This window comes from Pantoea sp. GW821-FHT03E06 (assembly GCF_059420725.1).
Genome location: NZ_JBWKUG010000001.1, coordinates 1,731,344 through 1,747,605, shown reverse-complemented (window position 1 = coordinate 1,747,605; position 16,262 = coordinate 1,731,344). Strand labels below are relative to the sequence as shown.

Below are 16,262 nucleotides of genomic sequence, written 5' to 3'. Positions count from 1 at the left end.
TCCGCACCATCATAATCTGCTGGCGCGGCACACTCTGGAGTTGAGCATGGATTTTCCCCTAATCATTAATATTGTGGCGTTTATCGCGCTACTGATTCTGTTGAACCGCATTGGCAACCAAAGCTGGAGCCTGTCAAAGCGCGTGCTGACCGGTCTGGTATTAGGCGTGGCCTTCGGTCTGGCGCTGCAAACCATCTACGGCGAAAACAGCGCCACGGTAAAAGCGTCAATTGGTTGGTTCAATATCGTCGGTAATGGCTACGTTCAGCTGTTGCAAATGATTGTGATGCCGCTGGTTTTCGCTTCGATTCTGAGCGCCGTTGCGCGTCTGCATAATGCCTCATCGCTAGGTAAAATCAGCGTGCTAACCATTGGCGTGCTGCTGGTGACAACCGCGATTTCCGCGCTGGTCGGCGTACTGGTTACCGGCCTGTTCGGCCTAAGCGCTGAAGGTCTGGTACAGGGTGCGCAGGAAACCGCGCGTCTGAGTGCAATTCAAAGCAACTATGTTGGCAAAGTCGCTGACCTCAGCACGCCGCAGCTGCTGCTGTCGTTCATTCCGAAAAACCCGTTTGCCGATCTGGCCGGTGCCAACCCTACTTCCATCATTAGCGTGGTGATTTTCGCTGCCTTCCTCGGCGTGGCGGCGCTGCAACTACTGAAAGATGACAAGGTCAAAGGCGAGCGCGTGCTGGTGGCGATCGATACTCTGCAATCCTGGGTGATGAAGCTGGTACGTTTGATCATGAAGCTGACGCCGTACGGTGTGCTGGCGTTGATGACCAAAGTGGTGGCCGGCTCCAATCTGCAGGACATCATTAAGCTGGGTGGTTTTGTTGTTGCATCGTATCTCGGTCTGGCCATTATGTTTGCCGTGCACGCCCTGCTGCTGTCGGTCAACGGTATCAACCCAATGCGCTTCTTCCGTAAAGTGTGGCCGGTGATCACCTTCGCTTTCACCAGCCGCTCCAGCGCCGCGAGCATTCCGTTGAATGTGGAAACGCAGACGCGTCGCCTCGGCGTACCCGAATCCATTGCCAGCTTCTCTGCATCGTTTGGTGCCACCATTGGTCAGAACGGTTGTGCGGGCTTGTATCCGACGATGCTGGCGGTAATGGTTGCTCCTACGGTTGGCATCAATCCCTTCGATCCGATGTGGATTGCCACGCTGGTGGGTATCGTGACGCTGAGTTCCGCCGGTGTGGCGGGCGTCGGTGGCGGTGCAACGTTTGCCGCGCTGATCGTGTTGCCGGCGATGGGCCTGCCGGTCACGCTGGTCGCGCTGCTGATCTCCATCGAGCCGCTGATTGATATGGGCCGTACCGCGCTCAACGTTAATGGCTCAATGACGGCCGGTTCACTTACCAGCCGCTGGCTCGGTTTGACCGACAAAAAAGTGTTGGAGAGCGACGAACACGCTGAACTGGCGCACCGCTAACGCACCGCATTAACACAACGGCAGGCCAATGGGCCTGCCGTTTTTTTATGCTCTTTTCTCCCCAATTCACCCCAATCATGGCGGCTGTGTCAGGAAAGCGTTAAGCATAGTAAAAAGAGGAAAAATCGACCGCTTTTCGCTTGAGTTTTGCCGCCAGAAGGCCAATTCTGCTGCTAATCACAGCAGGAGAATCACCGATGAAAAATGTTATCGCCTCGGTGCTGGCGTTAACCTTATTAACACCAGCTATCAGTCATGCGTATCCCGGCGGTTGGGGCCCTGGTCCACATTGGGGGAGAGGCCCGCATTGGGGTGGGCCTGGCCCGCTACGCTTCTTACCTGAAGCGGCAACGGCGGTGCTGATTGGCGGACTCACCTACTACATGCTGAATGGCAGCTACTATCAGCGTCAGGGCGACACTTACGTGGTAGTACAACCGCCTGACAGCCCGCCCGCTGGCGGCATGCGCGTGCTCGATTTCAATGGCAAGCGCTACTATGTGCAGGAAGGCCATTACTACCAGCGCGAAATCGGCGGCAGCTATATTGAAGTGCCTCGCCCTTACGGCTTATAAGCCTGCAACGAAAAACGGCCCGTCAATGACGGGCCGTTTATTATTCTGCTGCGCTTATTGCGCCGCTTGCGGGTCGGTATCGTAATCCTTACAGCTCTGGAAGCCGTAATTCATCACGCGACCGGTATCGTTATAGCTCACGAAGTAGGTCTGCGGTTTACCGTCACGCTCGCCAATCACGTAAGTCTGGCAGGTACCGCGCGCATGAACCATGGTGATTTCGGTTGAGGCTGGACCTGCGATTTGACGCACTTGATCACGCGTCATGCCTTTTTTCACATCCTTTACCACCGGCTTGGTTACGTAGCTTTCAGCTTTGTCATAAGTCGTACAACCCGACAGGGCTGCCAGCGTCATAGCGGCAGCGATACATCCCATCACTTTATTCATGTTGTTGTTCCTCGTTTTTTTGTCCATGTGAAGTAAGCCTGGAACATAAATCCAGATTTATCAACTTTATGGGATAAATTTCACCAAAATCTTAAGCGTCAGGTTTTCGTAAAAATGCTGTGTTGATGCGCCAGGGTTCGTATAATCACCCGCGAAAAAATACCGATAGCAATGAATTAAGACTGAGGATAAATGACACCTGCACCTTCTCACCGCCTGGTTTATGCCATTACGCTGGGGCTGCTCGCGGCACTCGGGCCACTTTGTATCGATCTTTATCTACCTGCGCTGCCGGAACTGGCGCGCGATCTGCACACCGAAACGGCCACGGCGCAGCTGAGCCTAACGGCAGGTTTGCTCGGTTTGGGGGCCGGTCAGCTGCTGTTTGGACCAATGAGCGACAAATTTGGTCGCCTCCGTCCGTTACTGTTATCGCTGATATTGCTGTTTATTGCCTCGATTGGCTGCGCGCTGGCAAAAGATATCAACGCGTTGCTGGTGGCTCGTCTGTTTGAAGGATTGGCCGGTGCGGGCGGTGCCGTGCTGTCGCGCGCCATTGCCCGCGATATGTACAGCGGCCATGAATTAACGCGTTTCTTTGCTCTGCTGATGCTGGTCAACGGCCTGGCACCGATTGGTGCGCCGGTGCTGGGCGGCGCGTTAATGACGGTGCTTAACTGGCGCGGCATTTTCGTGGTGCTCGGCTGCATTGCCATTGTGTTAATTTTCCTCACGCGCTGGAAGCTGCATGAAACCTTACCGGCCGAACGTCGTAGCCAGGGCTCGATTTTTTCAGCGTGGGCAGCACTGGGCCAGGTGGTGACGCATCGTCAGTTCATGGGCTTCTGCCTGACGCAGGGTTTCATGATGTCCGGTATGTTTGCCTACATCGGGGCGTCACCGTTTGTGCTGCAGCAGCTTTACGGACTCACGCCGCAAGCATTCAGCTTCTGCTTCGCCGCCAACGGCCTCGGCCTGATTATTGCATCCCAAACCAGTGCACGCCTCTGCCCGCTGTGGGGAGAGTATCGTGTGTTGAAAGGCGGTCTTACGCTGGCGTTTGTGGCGTCAAGCTGTTTACTACTGGCTGGACTAACAGGTGCCGCGCTGCCGATCCTGCTGGTGGCCCTGTTCTTCACCATTGCCAGTAATGGCGTGATTGCCACTACAGCCTCCTCCCTGGCAATGCAGAGCCAGGGACATCGTGCGGGCAGCGCATCGGCGGTTATCGGCGTGTGTATGTTTACCTTTGGTGCCATTAGCGTGCCAATCACCGGCCTGGGCGGCACCTCGGTGGTGAGCATGACGGGCACGATTTTTGGCTGCTTCATGCTGGCGATTGTGTCATTCAATATATTGGTACAGAAATCAAAAAGCGCCTGATTTGTAAGCTTTTAACTTCGACAATAATCCGTGCGGCTTGTTGTTTGGGGACAGAGGCGTTAGCTTTAGCAGATGATTCGCATTGTGCCGTCAGGCTACTGACTTGAGGAGAGGTCCATGTCATTGCAACAGGAAATCATTGAAGCCCTTGGTGTTAAGCCCGTTATTGACCCGCAGCAGGAGATCCGCGTCAGCGTTGATTTCCTGAAATCCTATCTGCAAGCCCACCCGTTTTTGAAAACGCTGGTCCTCGGTATCAGCGGTGGCCAGGATTCCACGCTTACCGGCATTTTGTCACAAACGGCAATTCGCGAACTGCGTGCAGAGACCGGCGATAATGACTACACCTTTATCGCCGTACGCTTGCCGTATGGCGTGCAGGCCGATGAGCAGGATTGTCAGGATGCGCTGGCATTTATCCAGCCGGACCGCACGCTGGTAGTGAATATTAAAGAAGCGATCCTAGCCAGTGAACGTGCATTGAAAGAGGCGGGTATTACCGTTTCAGATTTCGTGCGTGGCAATGAGAAAGCCCGTGAGCGCATGAAAGCGCAGTACAGCATTGCCGGCATGACCAAAGGTGTGGTGGTAGGAACGGATCATGCGGCTGAGGCGATCACCGGCTTCTTCACAAAATACGGCGATGGCGGCAGCGATATCAATCCGATCTTCCGCTTGCACAAAGGCCAGGGCAAACAGCTGCTGAAAACGCTCGGCTGCCCGGAACATCTCTATCTGAAGCATCCGACGGCCGATCTGGAAGATGATCGCCCCGGCTTGCAGGATGAAGTGGCGCTTGGTGTCACCTATCAGCAAATCGACGCTTATCTGGAAGGCAAAACCATTGATGCCGCCGCAGCAAAAACCATTGAAGGCTGGTATCTGAAAACCGAGCACAAACGTCGTCCGCCGATTACCGTGTTCGACGACTTCTGGAAGAAGTAAGCGCTCCTCCTTTCCCGCCGTCTATGCGGGAAACTTTCTCCTCCCCGCTGACTGGCGAGAAAAAGCACACTTTGATACACTGGATGGACAACCAGTAATCGGAGTGTGCTTTGGTCAGACGTGCAGCCAGCCACCGCCTCGATTTCGATGCGGCAGCAATCTATCAATATCCCGAACATCTACGTCAATGGCTGGAAGGGTTACCTAACCAGCCAGGCGTGTATACCTTCCATGGCGAAAATGAAAATCTGCCGTTGTATATCGGCAAAAGCGTTAACCTGCGCAGTCGGGTCATGGCACATTTTCGTACGCCAGATGAAGCCAGCATGCTGCGTCAGGCGCGGCGCGTGACCTGGATCCCCACCGCAGGAGATGTCGGTGCGCAGCTGCTGGAAGCACAAATGATCAAAACTCAGCAGCCGCTATTCAACAAGCGACTTCGTAAAAATCGTCAGCTCTGTTCGCTGCAATTAGGCGACGGCGCGCCGCAGGTGGTTTATGCGAAGGATCTCGACTTCTCCCGTTCGCCCAACCTTTATGGCCTGTTTCGCAGCCGCTTTGCCGCGCTGGAGAAACTGAAAACGCTTGCCGATGAGCAGCGCTTGTGTCACGGCCTGCTGGGACTGGAATCGTTGCGTCCGGGGCGAGGTTGTTTTCGTGCGGCGCTTAACCGCTGTGCCGGCGCGTGCTGCGGAAAGGAGTCGGTTGCTGCGCATCAGCAGCGTCTGCATGCCGCCTTAGAGCAGATGCGTATCCTGTGCTGGCCATGGCAAGGTCCGGTTGGCATGGTGGAGCGCGGTGCCGATATTACGCAAATCCATGTGATCGATCACTGGTTCTGGTTGGGTTCGGTGAGTAGCGAAGCCGAAGCGCGCCAGCTGCAGCGTGCCTCGCACGGCTTTGATCATGATGGCTACAAAATTCTCTGCCGTCCGCTGCTCTCAGGCGTGTTCCCGCTGATCGAGCTATAAAAAAACCGCCAACGTTGCCCAAAGCATCGAACGCAATGGACAACGTCGGCGGTCTCTATTCAGTTAGCGAAAATGCTTACTCAGCATCAGCCGGCGCTGGCGGGGTTTTGCCATCGTGCGGACCTTTTTCCGTTAAGCGTTTCTCAAAGTTCGCGTTGTACTGTTTTTTCTGTTCTGGCGTCAGCACGTTATAGATTTTGTTCTGGGTTTCCATCATCTGCAGAGCGCGATCTTTCGCGTTCGCGGTCATCTTCTCGGCCTGCGCTTCGGCTTTCGCGCGGTCAAAGGTATCGGAAGCGATGATGGCATGGTCAGCACGACGCTCTTCCAGCGACGGGCGTTTCATCTCTTTATGGCTATCTCGCAGGATAGTTTTGATTTGCGCTTTCTGCGCATCCGTCAGATTCAGTCCTTTAAACATCATCTCCATGCCGTGATGGCGCATCGGCGGCTTGTGCATCGGTTTTTCACTGCCCGCTGGCGGCGGAGTCAGGTTGTCTGCCGCAGCATGGACGATATTTGCAGCACCAAGAGCCATTGCGGTAGCCAGGAAAACAGAAGTTAATTTACGCATAATATTGTCCTTACTTATCAGTTTAATGACGACAGCCTGTGTCGCGTCTTCGGAAACAAGCATACGACGCTGAACGTCAACTACTCAGAGGCTGAGTAAAGCCCTGAAAGCATAAAAGACAAAAATCAGGCAATCATGGAGAGAAAGCGAAGAAATGCGTGAGGAATTGAAAAAGTTTATGACAATCAAAGGAAAAAGGCAGGAATTAAGGAGGAGTGTAACGGCATTGTCGGTTTTCAGAAAGGGAAATGTGGGCGGTGCCAGCGTCATCTCCGAAATGTCCCTCTCCCATCGGCGGGAGAGGATTAGGGTGAAGGTGAAAGCACATTAAAGCGCCAGCGCCTGCGTCTGCTCATTCTCTTCCACCAGCATCAGTCCTGCGCGTAATCCTGGTGCGACGTGAGGATTGGGAAACAGCACAAATTCGCGCGCTTGCTGCACGTAATAGCGCGTGTCGCCCTCCTCTGCCAGCAGCGTGCCCTGCGGGAAGGCGGTAAAGTTCAAGGTTTCCGGCCCCATATGCAGGACAAACTTCTCACCGTGGCGGGTAATTTGCTGCGCCACGCGATAATGACGCGGACGTTCACGCACTTCCGGCAACGTCTCGCCATACAGCAGCGCCGCCAGCGCCTGCTGTACCCCTGCAAACTGGCTCAAATCGTTTTCACCAAAAGGTAAAGCTTTTCCCAGCTCCAGCGTGCAGCTCGCCGCATCATGGTGTTCACAGCTGTAATGGGTAAAGGTGCCGCCGGGTGAACGATGGAACACCAGCGCTTCCAGTTCCGCCGCCGCTAACCAATGCATAAATTCTTCAGGCCACGGATTCGGATTGAGCGGCATCACGCCAAATCGCGCATGATATGAGCCGCGAATAGCAGTATGCAGATCGAGATGCCAGCGCACTTCATGATCGAGGCAGGCACGCCAGAAATTCTCCAGCTCCTGCTCCAGCTGTAACACACGCTGCGCTTCCGGCACATCAGCCACCTGCTGCCAGCGTCCGCCAAACAGCCGGTTGATATCGTATTGCTGATAGCGTTTACCGCTGCGTAACGCCGCGGGATTACCTAAAATCACCAGCAGGCGCACCGCTAGCGGCTTTTCACCTTTTAACAGCGGCGTCAGCAATAGGTTGAGAATTTCAACCGGCGCGGTTTCATTGCCGTGAATGCCGGCGGAAAGCACCAAAGCCTGCTGCGTCGCGGTATGCGGTGTGAGAGACAACAGTCCCTCATTATGCCATTGCCAACGAAGATGTTCGTTGCTGCCCTCTTTTTGCTGTGGCGGCACACCAGACAGTGTCTGCTGTAAAAAATCCTGCATGTTCACTCCTTTTTTAACGACGTGGGGCGAACCTCTCGCCCCGGCGTTAACGCTGAAACGCGTAGACACTGCCTAAGTCTAGCAGCTGCGTCAGCTCATCCAACGCAATACGCCCTTCACGCAGAAGCTGCGGATCGGCTAAATCCGCCTGGGTTAAGCGATCGCGATAGTGACGGTCAACCCAATCATTCAATGTGGCGAACAGACGATCGTTCATCAGTACGGCTGGATTCAGCGCCTGGCGCTCAGCTTCCGTTAACACCACGCGCAAGCGTAAACATGCTGGACCGCCACCGTTAAACATACTTTCTCGCAGGTCAAACACGCTAAGTTCACGAATGGGGCCGCCGCTCTCTACCAGCTCACTGAGATAGCGCCACACGCCAGCATGTTGACGCGACTCTTCCGGCAGCACCAGCAGCATGCCGCCCTCAGCACGTTGTAACAGCTGGCTGTTAAACAAATACGTATTTACTGCATCGCTAACCGAGACGCTATCACGCGGCACTTCAATCGGCTGGAAACCGCTGACGCGCGCGGCGAGATCGTTGAGCAGTTGCGGTTGATTAACAAATGCATCCTGATGGCAGAACAGCACCTGCTGATTACTCACCGCAATCACGTCGTTATGGAATACGCCCTGGTCAATAACCGCTGGATTCTGCTGGGCAAACAGCGTGCGCTCAGGGTTAAGCTGATGCAAACGCGCCACCGCTTCGCTGGCCTCACGCGTTTGCCGTGCCGGATAGCGTGCAGGTGTGGCACCCTGCTGCTGGCCATCACGACCATAGATAAACAATTGCACGCCAGCTTCACCATAGTCAGCGCCAAAGCGATTATGATTCGCCGCACCTTCATCACCAAACTGCGCCACCTGTGGTAACGCATCGTGCACGCTGAAGTGCTGGGTGTCGCGGAAAATGGCGCGCAAAAGATCGGCCGTTTCCGACGCTTCGATAGCGCGGTGGAATTTGTTATTGAGGTTGGCGACGGTGAAGTGGACGCGACCATCGGCGCTGTCAGCCGAGGGAGAAACCGTAGCGGCATTCGCCACCCACATAGCTGAAGCCGAGCTAGCCGACGAAAGCAGTTGCGGTGCCTGCTTTGCCGCTTGCGCCAGCACTTGCTCATCGCTGCCGCTAAAGCCAAGCTGACGCAGTAGCGGCAGATTAGGACGCTCATGCGGCGGGATCACCCCCTGCACGTAGCCCATATCAGCCAGCGTTTTCATCTTAAGCAACCCCTGTTTCGCCGCCAAACGCGGATTCGAAGGTTGCAGCTGATTGCGCGTCGACGCCTCATTACCAAACGACAGCCCGGCATAATGGTGCGTCAAACCGACCAATCCATCAAAGTTGGCTTCAAACGCTTTCATTATTTTGCTCCCTGTGGCGAGAAATCGAGTCCCGGCGACAAGCTGGCAGGCATGGCCAGACTTGGACTTTCCAGCGAGGCCATCGGCCAGGCGCAGTAATCTGCTGCATACCACGCACTGGCGCGGTGGTTGCCCGAGGCACCAATGCCACCAAATGGCGCGGTGCTGGCCGCGCCGGTGAGCGGTTTGTTCCAGTTAACAATCCCGGCGCGCGCCTCCAGTAACAGTTGTTCAAACTGCGCGCGCTGCGGTGAAATCAAGCCGCATGACAAGCCATAGCGAGTGTTATTGGCAATAGCAATCGCCTGTTCAAAGCTGTCATAGCGAATCACCTGCAGCAGCGGACCAAACACCTCCTCATCGGGGAGGTCAGCAACATTCGTCACATCAATAATGCCCGGGGTGATGATTGCGCTGTCACGATCCGGCCAATGCATCGCCAGTAACACTTTGCCGCCGCGTTCAACGTGCTGCTGCCAGGCGGCAAAAATCTGTCCGGCCGCCGCTGGCGAGATGACGCTGCCCATAAACGGCTGCGGCTCGGCATTCCACGCGCCAGGCTGCAGGCGTGCGGACACCTCGACTAAACGTTGCAGGAAGGCATCACCTGCCGCACCCCGCTTCACCAGCAGACGGCGTGCACAGGTGCAACGTTGTCCAGCAGTAATAAAGGCCGACTGAATGGCAATATGCACCGCGCCATCGCGATCGGCAGGATCGTCGACAATCAACGCGTTGTTGCCGCCCATCTCCAGCGCCAGCATTTTTTCCGGCTGACCGGCAAACTGACGATGCAGGTGGTATCCAGTGGCGGCGCTGCCGGTAAACAGCAGGCCATCAATTTGTGACGCGTTCGCCAGCGCCTGACCCGTTTCACGGCCGCCCTGCACCAGCGCAATCACTCCTGCGGGTAATCCCGCTTGCTGCCACAGCTCAACGGTTTTTTCGGCGGTTTTAGGCGTCAGTTCGCTCGGCTTAAACACCACACAGTTACCTGCCAGCAGCGCAGGTACAATATGACCGTTTGGCAGATGGCCGGGGAAATTGTAAGGACCAAACACAGCCAGCACGCCGTGTGGACGATGGCGCAGTGAACTCTCACCTTCCGCCTGCTCGCCGGTGCGACTGTGGTAAGCCTTAATTGAAATGGCAATTTTATTGATCATCGCCTGCACTTCCGTCAGGGTTTCCCAGCGCGGCTTGCCGGTTTCCTGCGCGATGGTTTCCGCCAGCGCGGTTTTATGGCTTTCGAGTAAACGCGCAAAGCGCTCTACCCGATCCTGACGCTGCGTAAAAGGCATTCTCGCCCACTGCGGGAACGCCGCGCGCGCCGCTTCACAGGCTGCCGCTACTTGCTCACCGCTGGCGGCCTTGCCCTGCCACAGTGTCTCGCCGGTAACCGGATTGTTTTTGCTCAAGGCGTCAGCGCCGCCGGTCACCCATTGACCATTAATAAAATGCGTCATGCTTTTTTCTCCTCGCGACACAGCGTGACCACACGCAGCTCATCGCCATTATTACAGTGCAGCGCCGTGCGCTGGCGCTCATTAAGACGCACCACGCCGGAAGCGATATCTACCGGCAGCATCGCTACCCGGAAATGTTGGTAATCTGCATTGGCCACCAGGCAAAGCGGCCAACTCTCCTCGGCTTCACCCTCGGCGGCATGCAGTAGCCGACTCTTGCGAATGGCGCGGATGCGATCGATTTCGCACTCCAGCGTGGGGCCGCCGTCAAAGATGTCGACATAGTTGAGGTAGCGGAATCCTTCGGCCTCCAGCACCGCGCGCGCCGGTGCCGTTTTGGGGTGCACCTCGCCAATCACTTTTTGCGCCGCTTCAGACAGGTAGTGAATGTAGAGCGGATGTTTCGGCATCAGCTCGGCGATAAACGCTTTCTGTCCGGTGCCGCTGAGGAAGTCCGCTTTACTGAACTCCATGGAGAAGAAGCGGCTACCTACGCTATCCCAAAATGGCGAATGCCCGTTGTCATCGCTGACGCCACGCATCTCCGCGACAACACGTTTCATAAAGCGATCGCGGAAGTTAGCCATAAACAGAAAGCGCGATTTCGATAGCAGATGACCATTCTTGCCATCGCGGTAATCGGGATCGAGAAACAGGGTACACATCTCGCTGCTGCCGGTGTGATCGTTGCTCAGCGATAGTGTGGGCAAACTGGCGTAAACGTTAAGTTCTTTCGAGGCATGCACCTGCGTCCCCACGCGGAAGTTATACCAGGGATCCTGCAAGCCAACGGCGACCTCAATGGCACAGATGCCGACGGCGCGATTGTCTTCGCTGTCGGCCAGCACGAACACATAGCCTTGTTCGGCACGCGGCAGCGCGCCTTGCCAGGTGAGCAGCGACCGCTCAATGCGGGCTTTAAGCGTATCGCTATCCGCAGGCAGCGAGGTTAAGCCGCCTCCGGTTTTGCCCGCCAGCGACAATAACTGCGCAAGATCGTCACGTTCGACGGGGCGAATGACCATCATGATGTGGCTCCTTTGAGCACGCGTTCACAGGCACGTTCGAAGCGTGCCAATCCTTCCTTCACCTCACGCTCGCTGATGTTGAGCGCGGGCGCAAAGCGCACCACGTTGGCGCCAGCAATCAGAACCATTACGCCCTCTTCGGCAGCAGTAAGGTTGAACTGCTTGGCTTTACCGGCGAAGTCGTCATTGAGTACCGCGCCAATTAACAGGCCAAGGCCGCGTACTTCTTTAAATACCGGCAGACGCTGATTCAACTCTTGCAGCGCGGCGACAAACCATTGATGACGCTCGGCCACGCCCGCCATGAAATCAGGCTGATTGATCAGCTCCATCACTTTTCCCGCCACGGCACCGGCCAGCGGGTTGCCGCCATAGGTGGTGCCATGCGTACCCACGCCCATCACCTGCGCCAAATCTTCGCGCGTTAACATGGCACCAATCGGGAAGCCGCCACCCAGCGCTTTAGCGGTGGTGAGCACATCTGGCGTCACACCGTAGTGCATGTAGGCATACAGCGAACCGGTTCGGCCTACGCCGCTCTGTACCTCATCAAAGATCAGCACCGCGTGATGTTTATCGCACAGTTCACGCAGGCCGCGCAGGAAAGAAGGGTCGGCAGGCAGCACGCCGCCTTCACCCTGGATAGGCTCGACGATCACCGCGCAAGTTTGATCATTAATTAATGCCGCCGCTGACGCCAAATCGTTAAAGACAGCATGGTCAATCGCCGGAGGCAGCGGAGAAAAATCGCGGGAGTAAGCTGGCTGCCCACCCGCAGTCACGGTGAACAGCGTGCGGCCGTGGAAGGCATTCTTAAACGCCACGATGCCATTTTTCTCGGCCCCGAAACGATCGTGTGCCGTTTTACGCGCCAGCTTAAGTGCCGCTTCATTCGCTTCAGCACCGGAGTTACAAAAGAACACGCGGTCGGCAAAAGTGGCATCAATCAGCTGTTTGGCAAGACGCAGAATCGGTTCATTGGTGTAGCCATTCCCGGTATGCCACAATTTGCCGGCTTGCTCAGTCAGCGCCTGTTGTAACGCAGGATGTGCATGACCCAGCGCGTTAACGGCAATGCCGCCGGCAAAATCGATATACTCTTTTCCCTGCTGATCCCACAGCGTTGAGCCCTCAGCGCGTACCGGTACAAAAGCCGCCGGAGCATAAACCGGCATCATCCATTGATCGAAATCGTGACGCGAAACCTGCAGTGACATAGCCCGTTCTCCTGCTTCACATTTAGCAAAGCCTTTGTTTTAAAATTGTTAAAAATGTTAAGTGACCGCTCTACTGTATATTGCAGTTAGCGTGCCAGCCAGCAGGGAAAATGCATAAATGCCTGGACACTACGAAATATCAATAACTTAATCACCACCACTATTCACATAAATTGCATAAAAAGTGAATAAATGTCTGATGAACGTTGAACGCCAGAGATTTATTTAGCTGATTTATGCATCTGCAAAATGAAATATTGCTTTTGTGATCGCACAGGAAATATTTCGCCAAAAAGGCGCAGCTGAAGCACTTTTTTGGGGCATACATGCTCGCGCGTGGTGCAAATAAAGATAAAAAGTGGGTCGAACCGGGCGTGCTCAATGTCAGAGTGTTTTAACAATTGCGTGGCAGGGTTGAATATTATTTAAGCAGGCATGCGTTTATCCAACGTTCAATATCATTTCATGACGAAGGTTATTATCATAATGGAAATAAACAGACACAAAGCCATGAACCAAGTAATTACCCTGCTAATGATTAGCCAGATTTGAATATTTCCTTTCGAACAATAATGCATAGGCTTGTGCTATTTAACCAACAATGAATTTAAGATATTTACGCATCTTTAATTTATAAAAATTGCACTAATATCAATTAACTAAGTATTAGTTCTAGTTTTAACCCTTGCTTATTATGGATAAGTTTCTCCAATGTAAAATTCCGCATAATGGAATTAAAGATTAAAAATCACACAAAAAGCCAATTGGAAATATTTAGTTACATATATTGCACTGTCGATCTTGAACCTTTTGTGTCATTTTCTTTTCACCCCAAAGCTGGGGATAAAATTAAAAAATATCACAGGGTAAAAATTAAATGATGAAGCGCTCCTTACTGGCAGCAGTGATGCCTTTACTGCTGGGACTTTCTACGGCTCAGGCCGCCGAAATCTATAACAAAGATGGCAATAAGCTGGATCTGACCGGCAAAATTAACGTCTCGCATCTGTTTTCTGATAACGATGCGGCCGATGGTGATAATTCGTCTTATACCCGTCTGGGCTTTAAAGGCGAAACCAAAATTAATGACCAACTGACCGGATATGGTCAGTGGCAGTACCAGTACAGCTTGAGCAACTCTGAAGGCACCGACGCGCAGACCGGCAACAAAACCCGTCTGGGCTTTGCCGGTCTGAAGTTTGGTCAGTTCGGTTCCGTGGATTATGGTCGTAACTATGGCCTGATCTATGACGTGCTGGGCTATACCGATATGCTGCCATTCTTCGGCGGTGATTCCGGTTATACCGATGCATTTCTTTCTGGCCGCTCGGGCGGCGTGCTGACCTGGCGCAATAAAGATTTCTTCGGTCTGGTAAAAGGCTGGAGCGTGGCCGCTCAGTATGAAGGTAAAAACGATCGCACCGATCCGAGTGTCGCGGTGCGCCGTTCGAATGGGGATGGCTACGCGCTCTCTACCTCCTATGATTTCGATTTCGGTTTGAGTTTGGTCGGCGCATACGCCAGCCTGGATCGCACCAATGCGCAGAACCTGGCCACACGTGGTGAAGGCGAGAAAGCACAGCACTGGACTGCCGGCCTGAAATACGATGCTAACCAGATCTACCTGGCCACCATCTACGGCGAAACGCTGAACGCCACGCCAATTAGCGGTGGCTTTGCGAACAAAGCAGTGAACTTTGAAGCGGTTGCGCAGTATCAGTTCCTGAACGGTCTGCGTCCCTCTGTTGGCTATGTCTCGTCGAAAGGCAAAGACATTGAAAATATTGGCGATGCTGACATCTTTAAATACGTTGCAGTCGGCGTAACCTACTACTTCAACAAAAACATGTCTGTGTACAGCGAATATAAAATCAACCTGTTGAAAGACAACAATGCGCTGAATATTCCAACTGACGATGTGACCGCGGTAGGTTTGGTGTATCAGTTTTAACCGGCAGTACCCTCATGGCATCTTCGGCTAGTGTCGGCTGAAGATGAGCAAAGGGCAGCGCAAGCTGCCCTTTTTTGTTTTCTCAGGGTGCCAGCAAATTAAAGCGGCTCTCCTGGTCCTGATCCAGCGAGAATGGCGGCTGCAGCTGTAGGATGATTTCATTCGATGTGACGTGATTCTGCTTAGTGTCCTCCAGCATCACCGACAAGCGATAACTGTTGCGAGCCCCTGGCGAGCTATCCCACGCGGGGATAATCACGCTCCAGCCCTGTGGATCATTCGGATTTGCGCCTGGCGTCAGGCTCAGCGCCTGGGTATCGCCCTGCCACAGCACTTTCGCGATGGGATTGGTGCTACGAATCTGCAATTTAAGCGGCAAACTTTCCCCGCCATTCAGCTGCCACGGCGGCGTAGCGAGAAATACCGATAGCGTTTTGCGCTGACGGAACTCCAGCACCGGCGTGGTGGAACGCGTGACATTATCGTAGCGGCTGCCGCGCAGCGAGTGTGCTTCCGCAACGTTATTGGGGCTTAACTGCTGGCTCAGCGCCACACCAAAACGGTAGTTGAGGCGTAAGCCCAGCTGATCCTGACTTTCACCGGTATCGCTGGTTTTATGGCTGGCCGACAGCGTGACCAGCGGCACCGGCGTATAGGTCACACCAAACGTCAGCGCTGAAGGATTATGGTAGCGGTTACCGGAACTAAAGAGATCAACGTCATCCCCCAGATATTGCTGCCAGCTAACCGATGCGCCTAACTGACGATACTGAGGCAAATAGCCCTGCGTGGTGAAGTCATAGCCACGCGCCAGACGCTGTTGCTGGAAGGGATCGCGATCCTGCCATCCTGACAGCGGGGTGTAATAATTGGCGGAAAAACGCAGATAATCGCCCCACGCTTCCGTTCCCAGCGAGGCACGTTGCTGCCCGCTATTGAACATACGATCGACAAAACCGTTATAACCCAGCAACCATTTACCCGCGACCCAGCGCTGGCCAAGGCCAACGTTGCCCACCAATCCATCATCGGTCTGATGAAACCCCACCTGGCTGAACGTCAGATAACGGTAGTTATCGGCCCAGGGTGTCAGCAGTGAGGCGCCGCTACCGTTGAAGTTTCCGTCGATATCGACGTTAAAGTCGATCTGCGCTCTGCCATAAGGTGACAGCAGCGACTGCCCTTCATCCACCAGCCGACTTCCCACTTCATCGCGGAAATGATTAAAAGCCCAGAGACTGGCTTGCTGGCTCAGGGCATTATCATCACTGCTGTTCTGGCTGGCTTCGCCAATACTTTTCGCGATGGTCGCCAGTTTTTTATCGAATGCCGCCGTTTCGTCCTGATAGCCCAATGCTGGCAACGCATCGGCCATTTTCTGGAAACGTGTGGGATCGCTAAACGGCGTATCCGAGAGTTTAGTATCGGTAATCAGCGCCAGAGCGGGCGTGGCAGCGGCCAGTAAGGATATGCCAGAAACGTAACGCACGCTTTTGAGTGATAGCAAAGTAGATAACATAGTCAAAAATAGGGTTCGGCTCAGCTCATAATTAGAGGTAGATCACAAAATTGCATCTGTCTACCCTAGCACATTCTGCGCTAAGTGCCGGGGATGTCGGGTGCGGA

The 16,262-nt window shown here is 54.3% G+C and carries 14 protein-coding genes; 6 read left to right on the top strand and 8 right to left on the bottom strand.

What is annotated here, in order from left to right:
* The first annotated feature begins 46 nt into the window (after positions 1–46).
* The gene (locus tag AC07WB_RS08115; RefSeq protein ID WP_097094130.1) at positions 47–1,438 is read left to right on the top strand and encodes an L-cystine transporter; all 1,392 of its coding nucleotides are present in this window, start codon (positions 47–49) and stop codon (positions 1,436–1,438) included.
* Between the two features lie 197 nt (positions 1,439–1,635).
* Positions 1,636–2,013 carry a DUF6515 family protein gene (locus AC07WB_RS08110; protein ID WP_400455531.1) on the top strand — a complete coding sequence of 126 codons (378 nt, stop codon included), beginning with the start codon at positions 1,636–1,638 and terminating at the stop codon, positions 2,011–2,013.
* Between the two features lie 54 nt (positions 2,014–2,067).
* Here AC07WB_RS08110 and osmE read toward each other — a convergent pair whose 3' ends face one another.
* The gene (osmE, locus tag AC07WB_RS08105; RefSeq protein ID WP_007892614.1) at positions 2,068–2,403 is read right to left on the bottom strand and encodes an osmotically-inducible lipoprotein OsmE; all 336 of its coding nucleotides are present in this window, start codon (positions 2,401–2,403) and stop codon (positions 2,068–2,070) included.
* 192 nt (positions 2,404–2,595) lie between these two features.
* On the opposite strand from osmE, the gene AC07WB_RS08100 reads away from it, so the two are divergent.
* From AC07WB_RS08100 to cho, 3 genes are all read left to right on the top strand, one after another.
* The gene (locus AC07WB_RS08100; RefSeq protein WP_097094132.1) at positions 2,596–3,786 is read left to right on the top strand and encodes a multidrug effflux MFS transporter; all 1,191 of its coding nucleotides are present in this window, start codon (positions 2,596–2,598) and stop codon (positions 3,784–3,786) included.
* Positions 3,787–3,903: 117 nt separating this feature from the next.
* Positions 3,904–4,731 (top strand): NAD(+) synthase, encoded by an 828-nt coding sequence (gene nadE, locus AC07WB_RS08095; RefSeq protein WP_097094133.1) that lies wholly within the window; start codon positions 3,904–3,906, stop codon positions 4,729–4,731.
* A gap of 110 nt (positions 4,732–4,841) precedes the next feature.
* Positions 4,842–5,702: an excinuclease Cho gene (gene cho, locus AC07WB_RS08090; RefSeq protein WP_097094134.1), complete on the top strand. Its 861-nt coding sequence runs from the start codon at positions 4,842–4,844 to the stop codon at positions 5,700–5,702.
* Between the two features lie 76 nt (positions 5,703–5,778).
* Here the strand turns inward: cho and spy are convergent, their stop codons facing one another.
* From spy to AC07WB_RS08060, 6 genes are all read right to left on the bottom strand, one after another.
* Positions 5,779–6,276 carry an ATP-independent periplasmic protein-refolding chaperone Spy gene (gene spy, locus AC07WB_RS08085; RefSeq protein WP_097094135.1) on the bottom strand — a complete coding sequence of 166 codons (498 nt, stop codon included), beginning with the start codon at positions 6,274–6,276 and terminating at the stop codon, positions 5,779–5,781.
* Between the two features lie 327 nt (positions 6,277–6,603).
* Positions 6,604–7,599, bottom strand: coding sequence for a succinylglutamate desuccinylase (gene astE / locus AC07WB_RS08080; RefSeq protein WP_345826833.1), 996 nt, complete (start codon positions 7,597–7,599; stop codon positions 6,604–6,606).
* A gap of 46 nt (positions 7,600–7,645) precedes the next feature.
* Positions 7,646–8,974, bottom strand: coding sequence for an N-succinylarginine dihydrolase (astB, locus tag AC07WB_RS08075; protein ID WP_494940285.1), 1,329 nt, complete (start codon positions 8,972–8,974; stop codon positions 7,646–7,648).
* Entirely contained in the window at positions 8,974–10,440 is a 1,467-nt protein-coding gene (gene astD / locus AC07WB_RS08070) for a succinylglutamate-semialdehyde dehydrogenase (protein ID WP_494940284.1), read from the bottom strand. Before astD ends, astB begins: the two co-directional genes overlap by 1 nt.
* Positions 10,437–11,468 carry an arginine N-succinyltransferase gene (gene astA, locus AC07WB_RS08065; protein ID WP_097094139.1) on the bottom strand — a complete coding sequence of 344 codons (1,032 nt, stop codon included), beginning with the start codon at positions 11,466–11,468 and terminating at the stop codon, positions 10,437–10,439. Before astA ends, astD begins: the two co-directional genes overlap by 4 nt.
* Positions 11,465–12,685, bottom strand: a complete 1,221-nt coding sequence (locus AC07WB_RS08060) for an aspartate aminotransferase family protein (RefSeq protein ID WP_097094140.1) — start codon at positions 12,683–12,685, stop codon at positions 11,465–11,467. Before AC07WB_RS08060 ends, astA begins: the two co-directional genes overlap by 4 nt.
* A gap of 877 nt (positions 12,686–13,562) precedes the next feature.
* On the opposite strand from AC07WB_RS08060, the gene AC07WB_RS08055 reads away from it, so the two are divergent.
* The gene (locus tag AC07WB_RS08055; protein ID WP_097094141.1) at positions 13,563–14,636 is read left to right on the top strand and encodes a porin; all 1,074 of its coding nucleotides are present in this window, start codon (positions 13,563–13,565) and stop codon (positions 14,634–14,636) included.
* Between the two features lie 82 nt (positions 14,637–14,718).
* On the opposite strand, the gene AC07WB_RS08050 is transcribed toward AC07WB_RS08055, so the two are convergent.
* Entirely contained in the window at positions 14,719–16,155 is a 1,437-nt protein-coding gene (locus AC07WB_RS08050) for a YchO/YchP family invasin (protein ID WP_176519183.1), read from the bottom strand.
* Positions 16,156–16,262 lie beyond the last annotated feature (107 nt).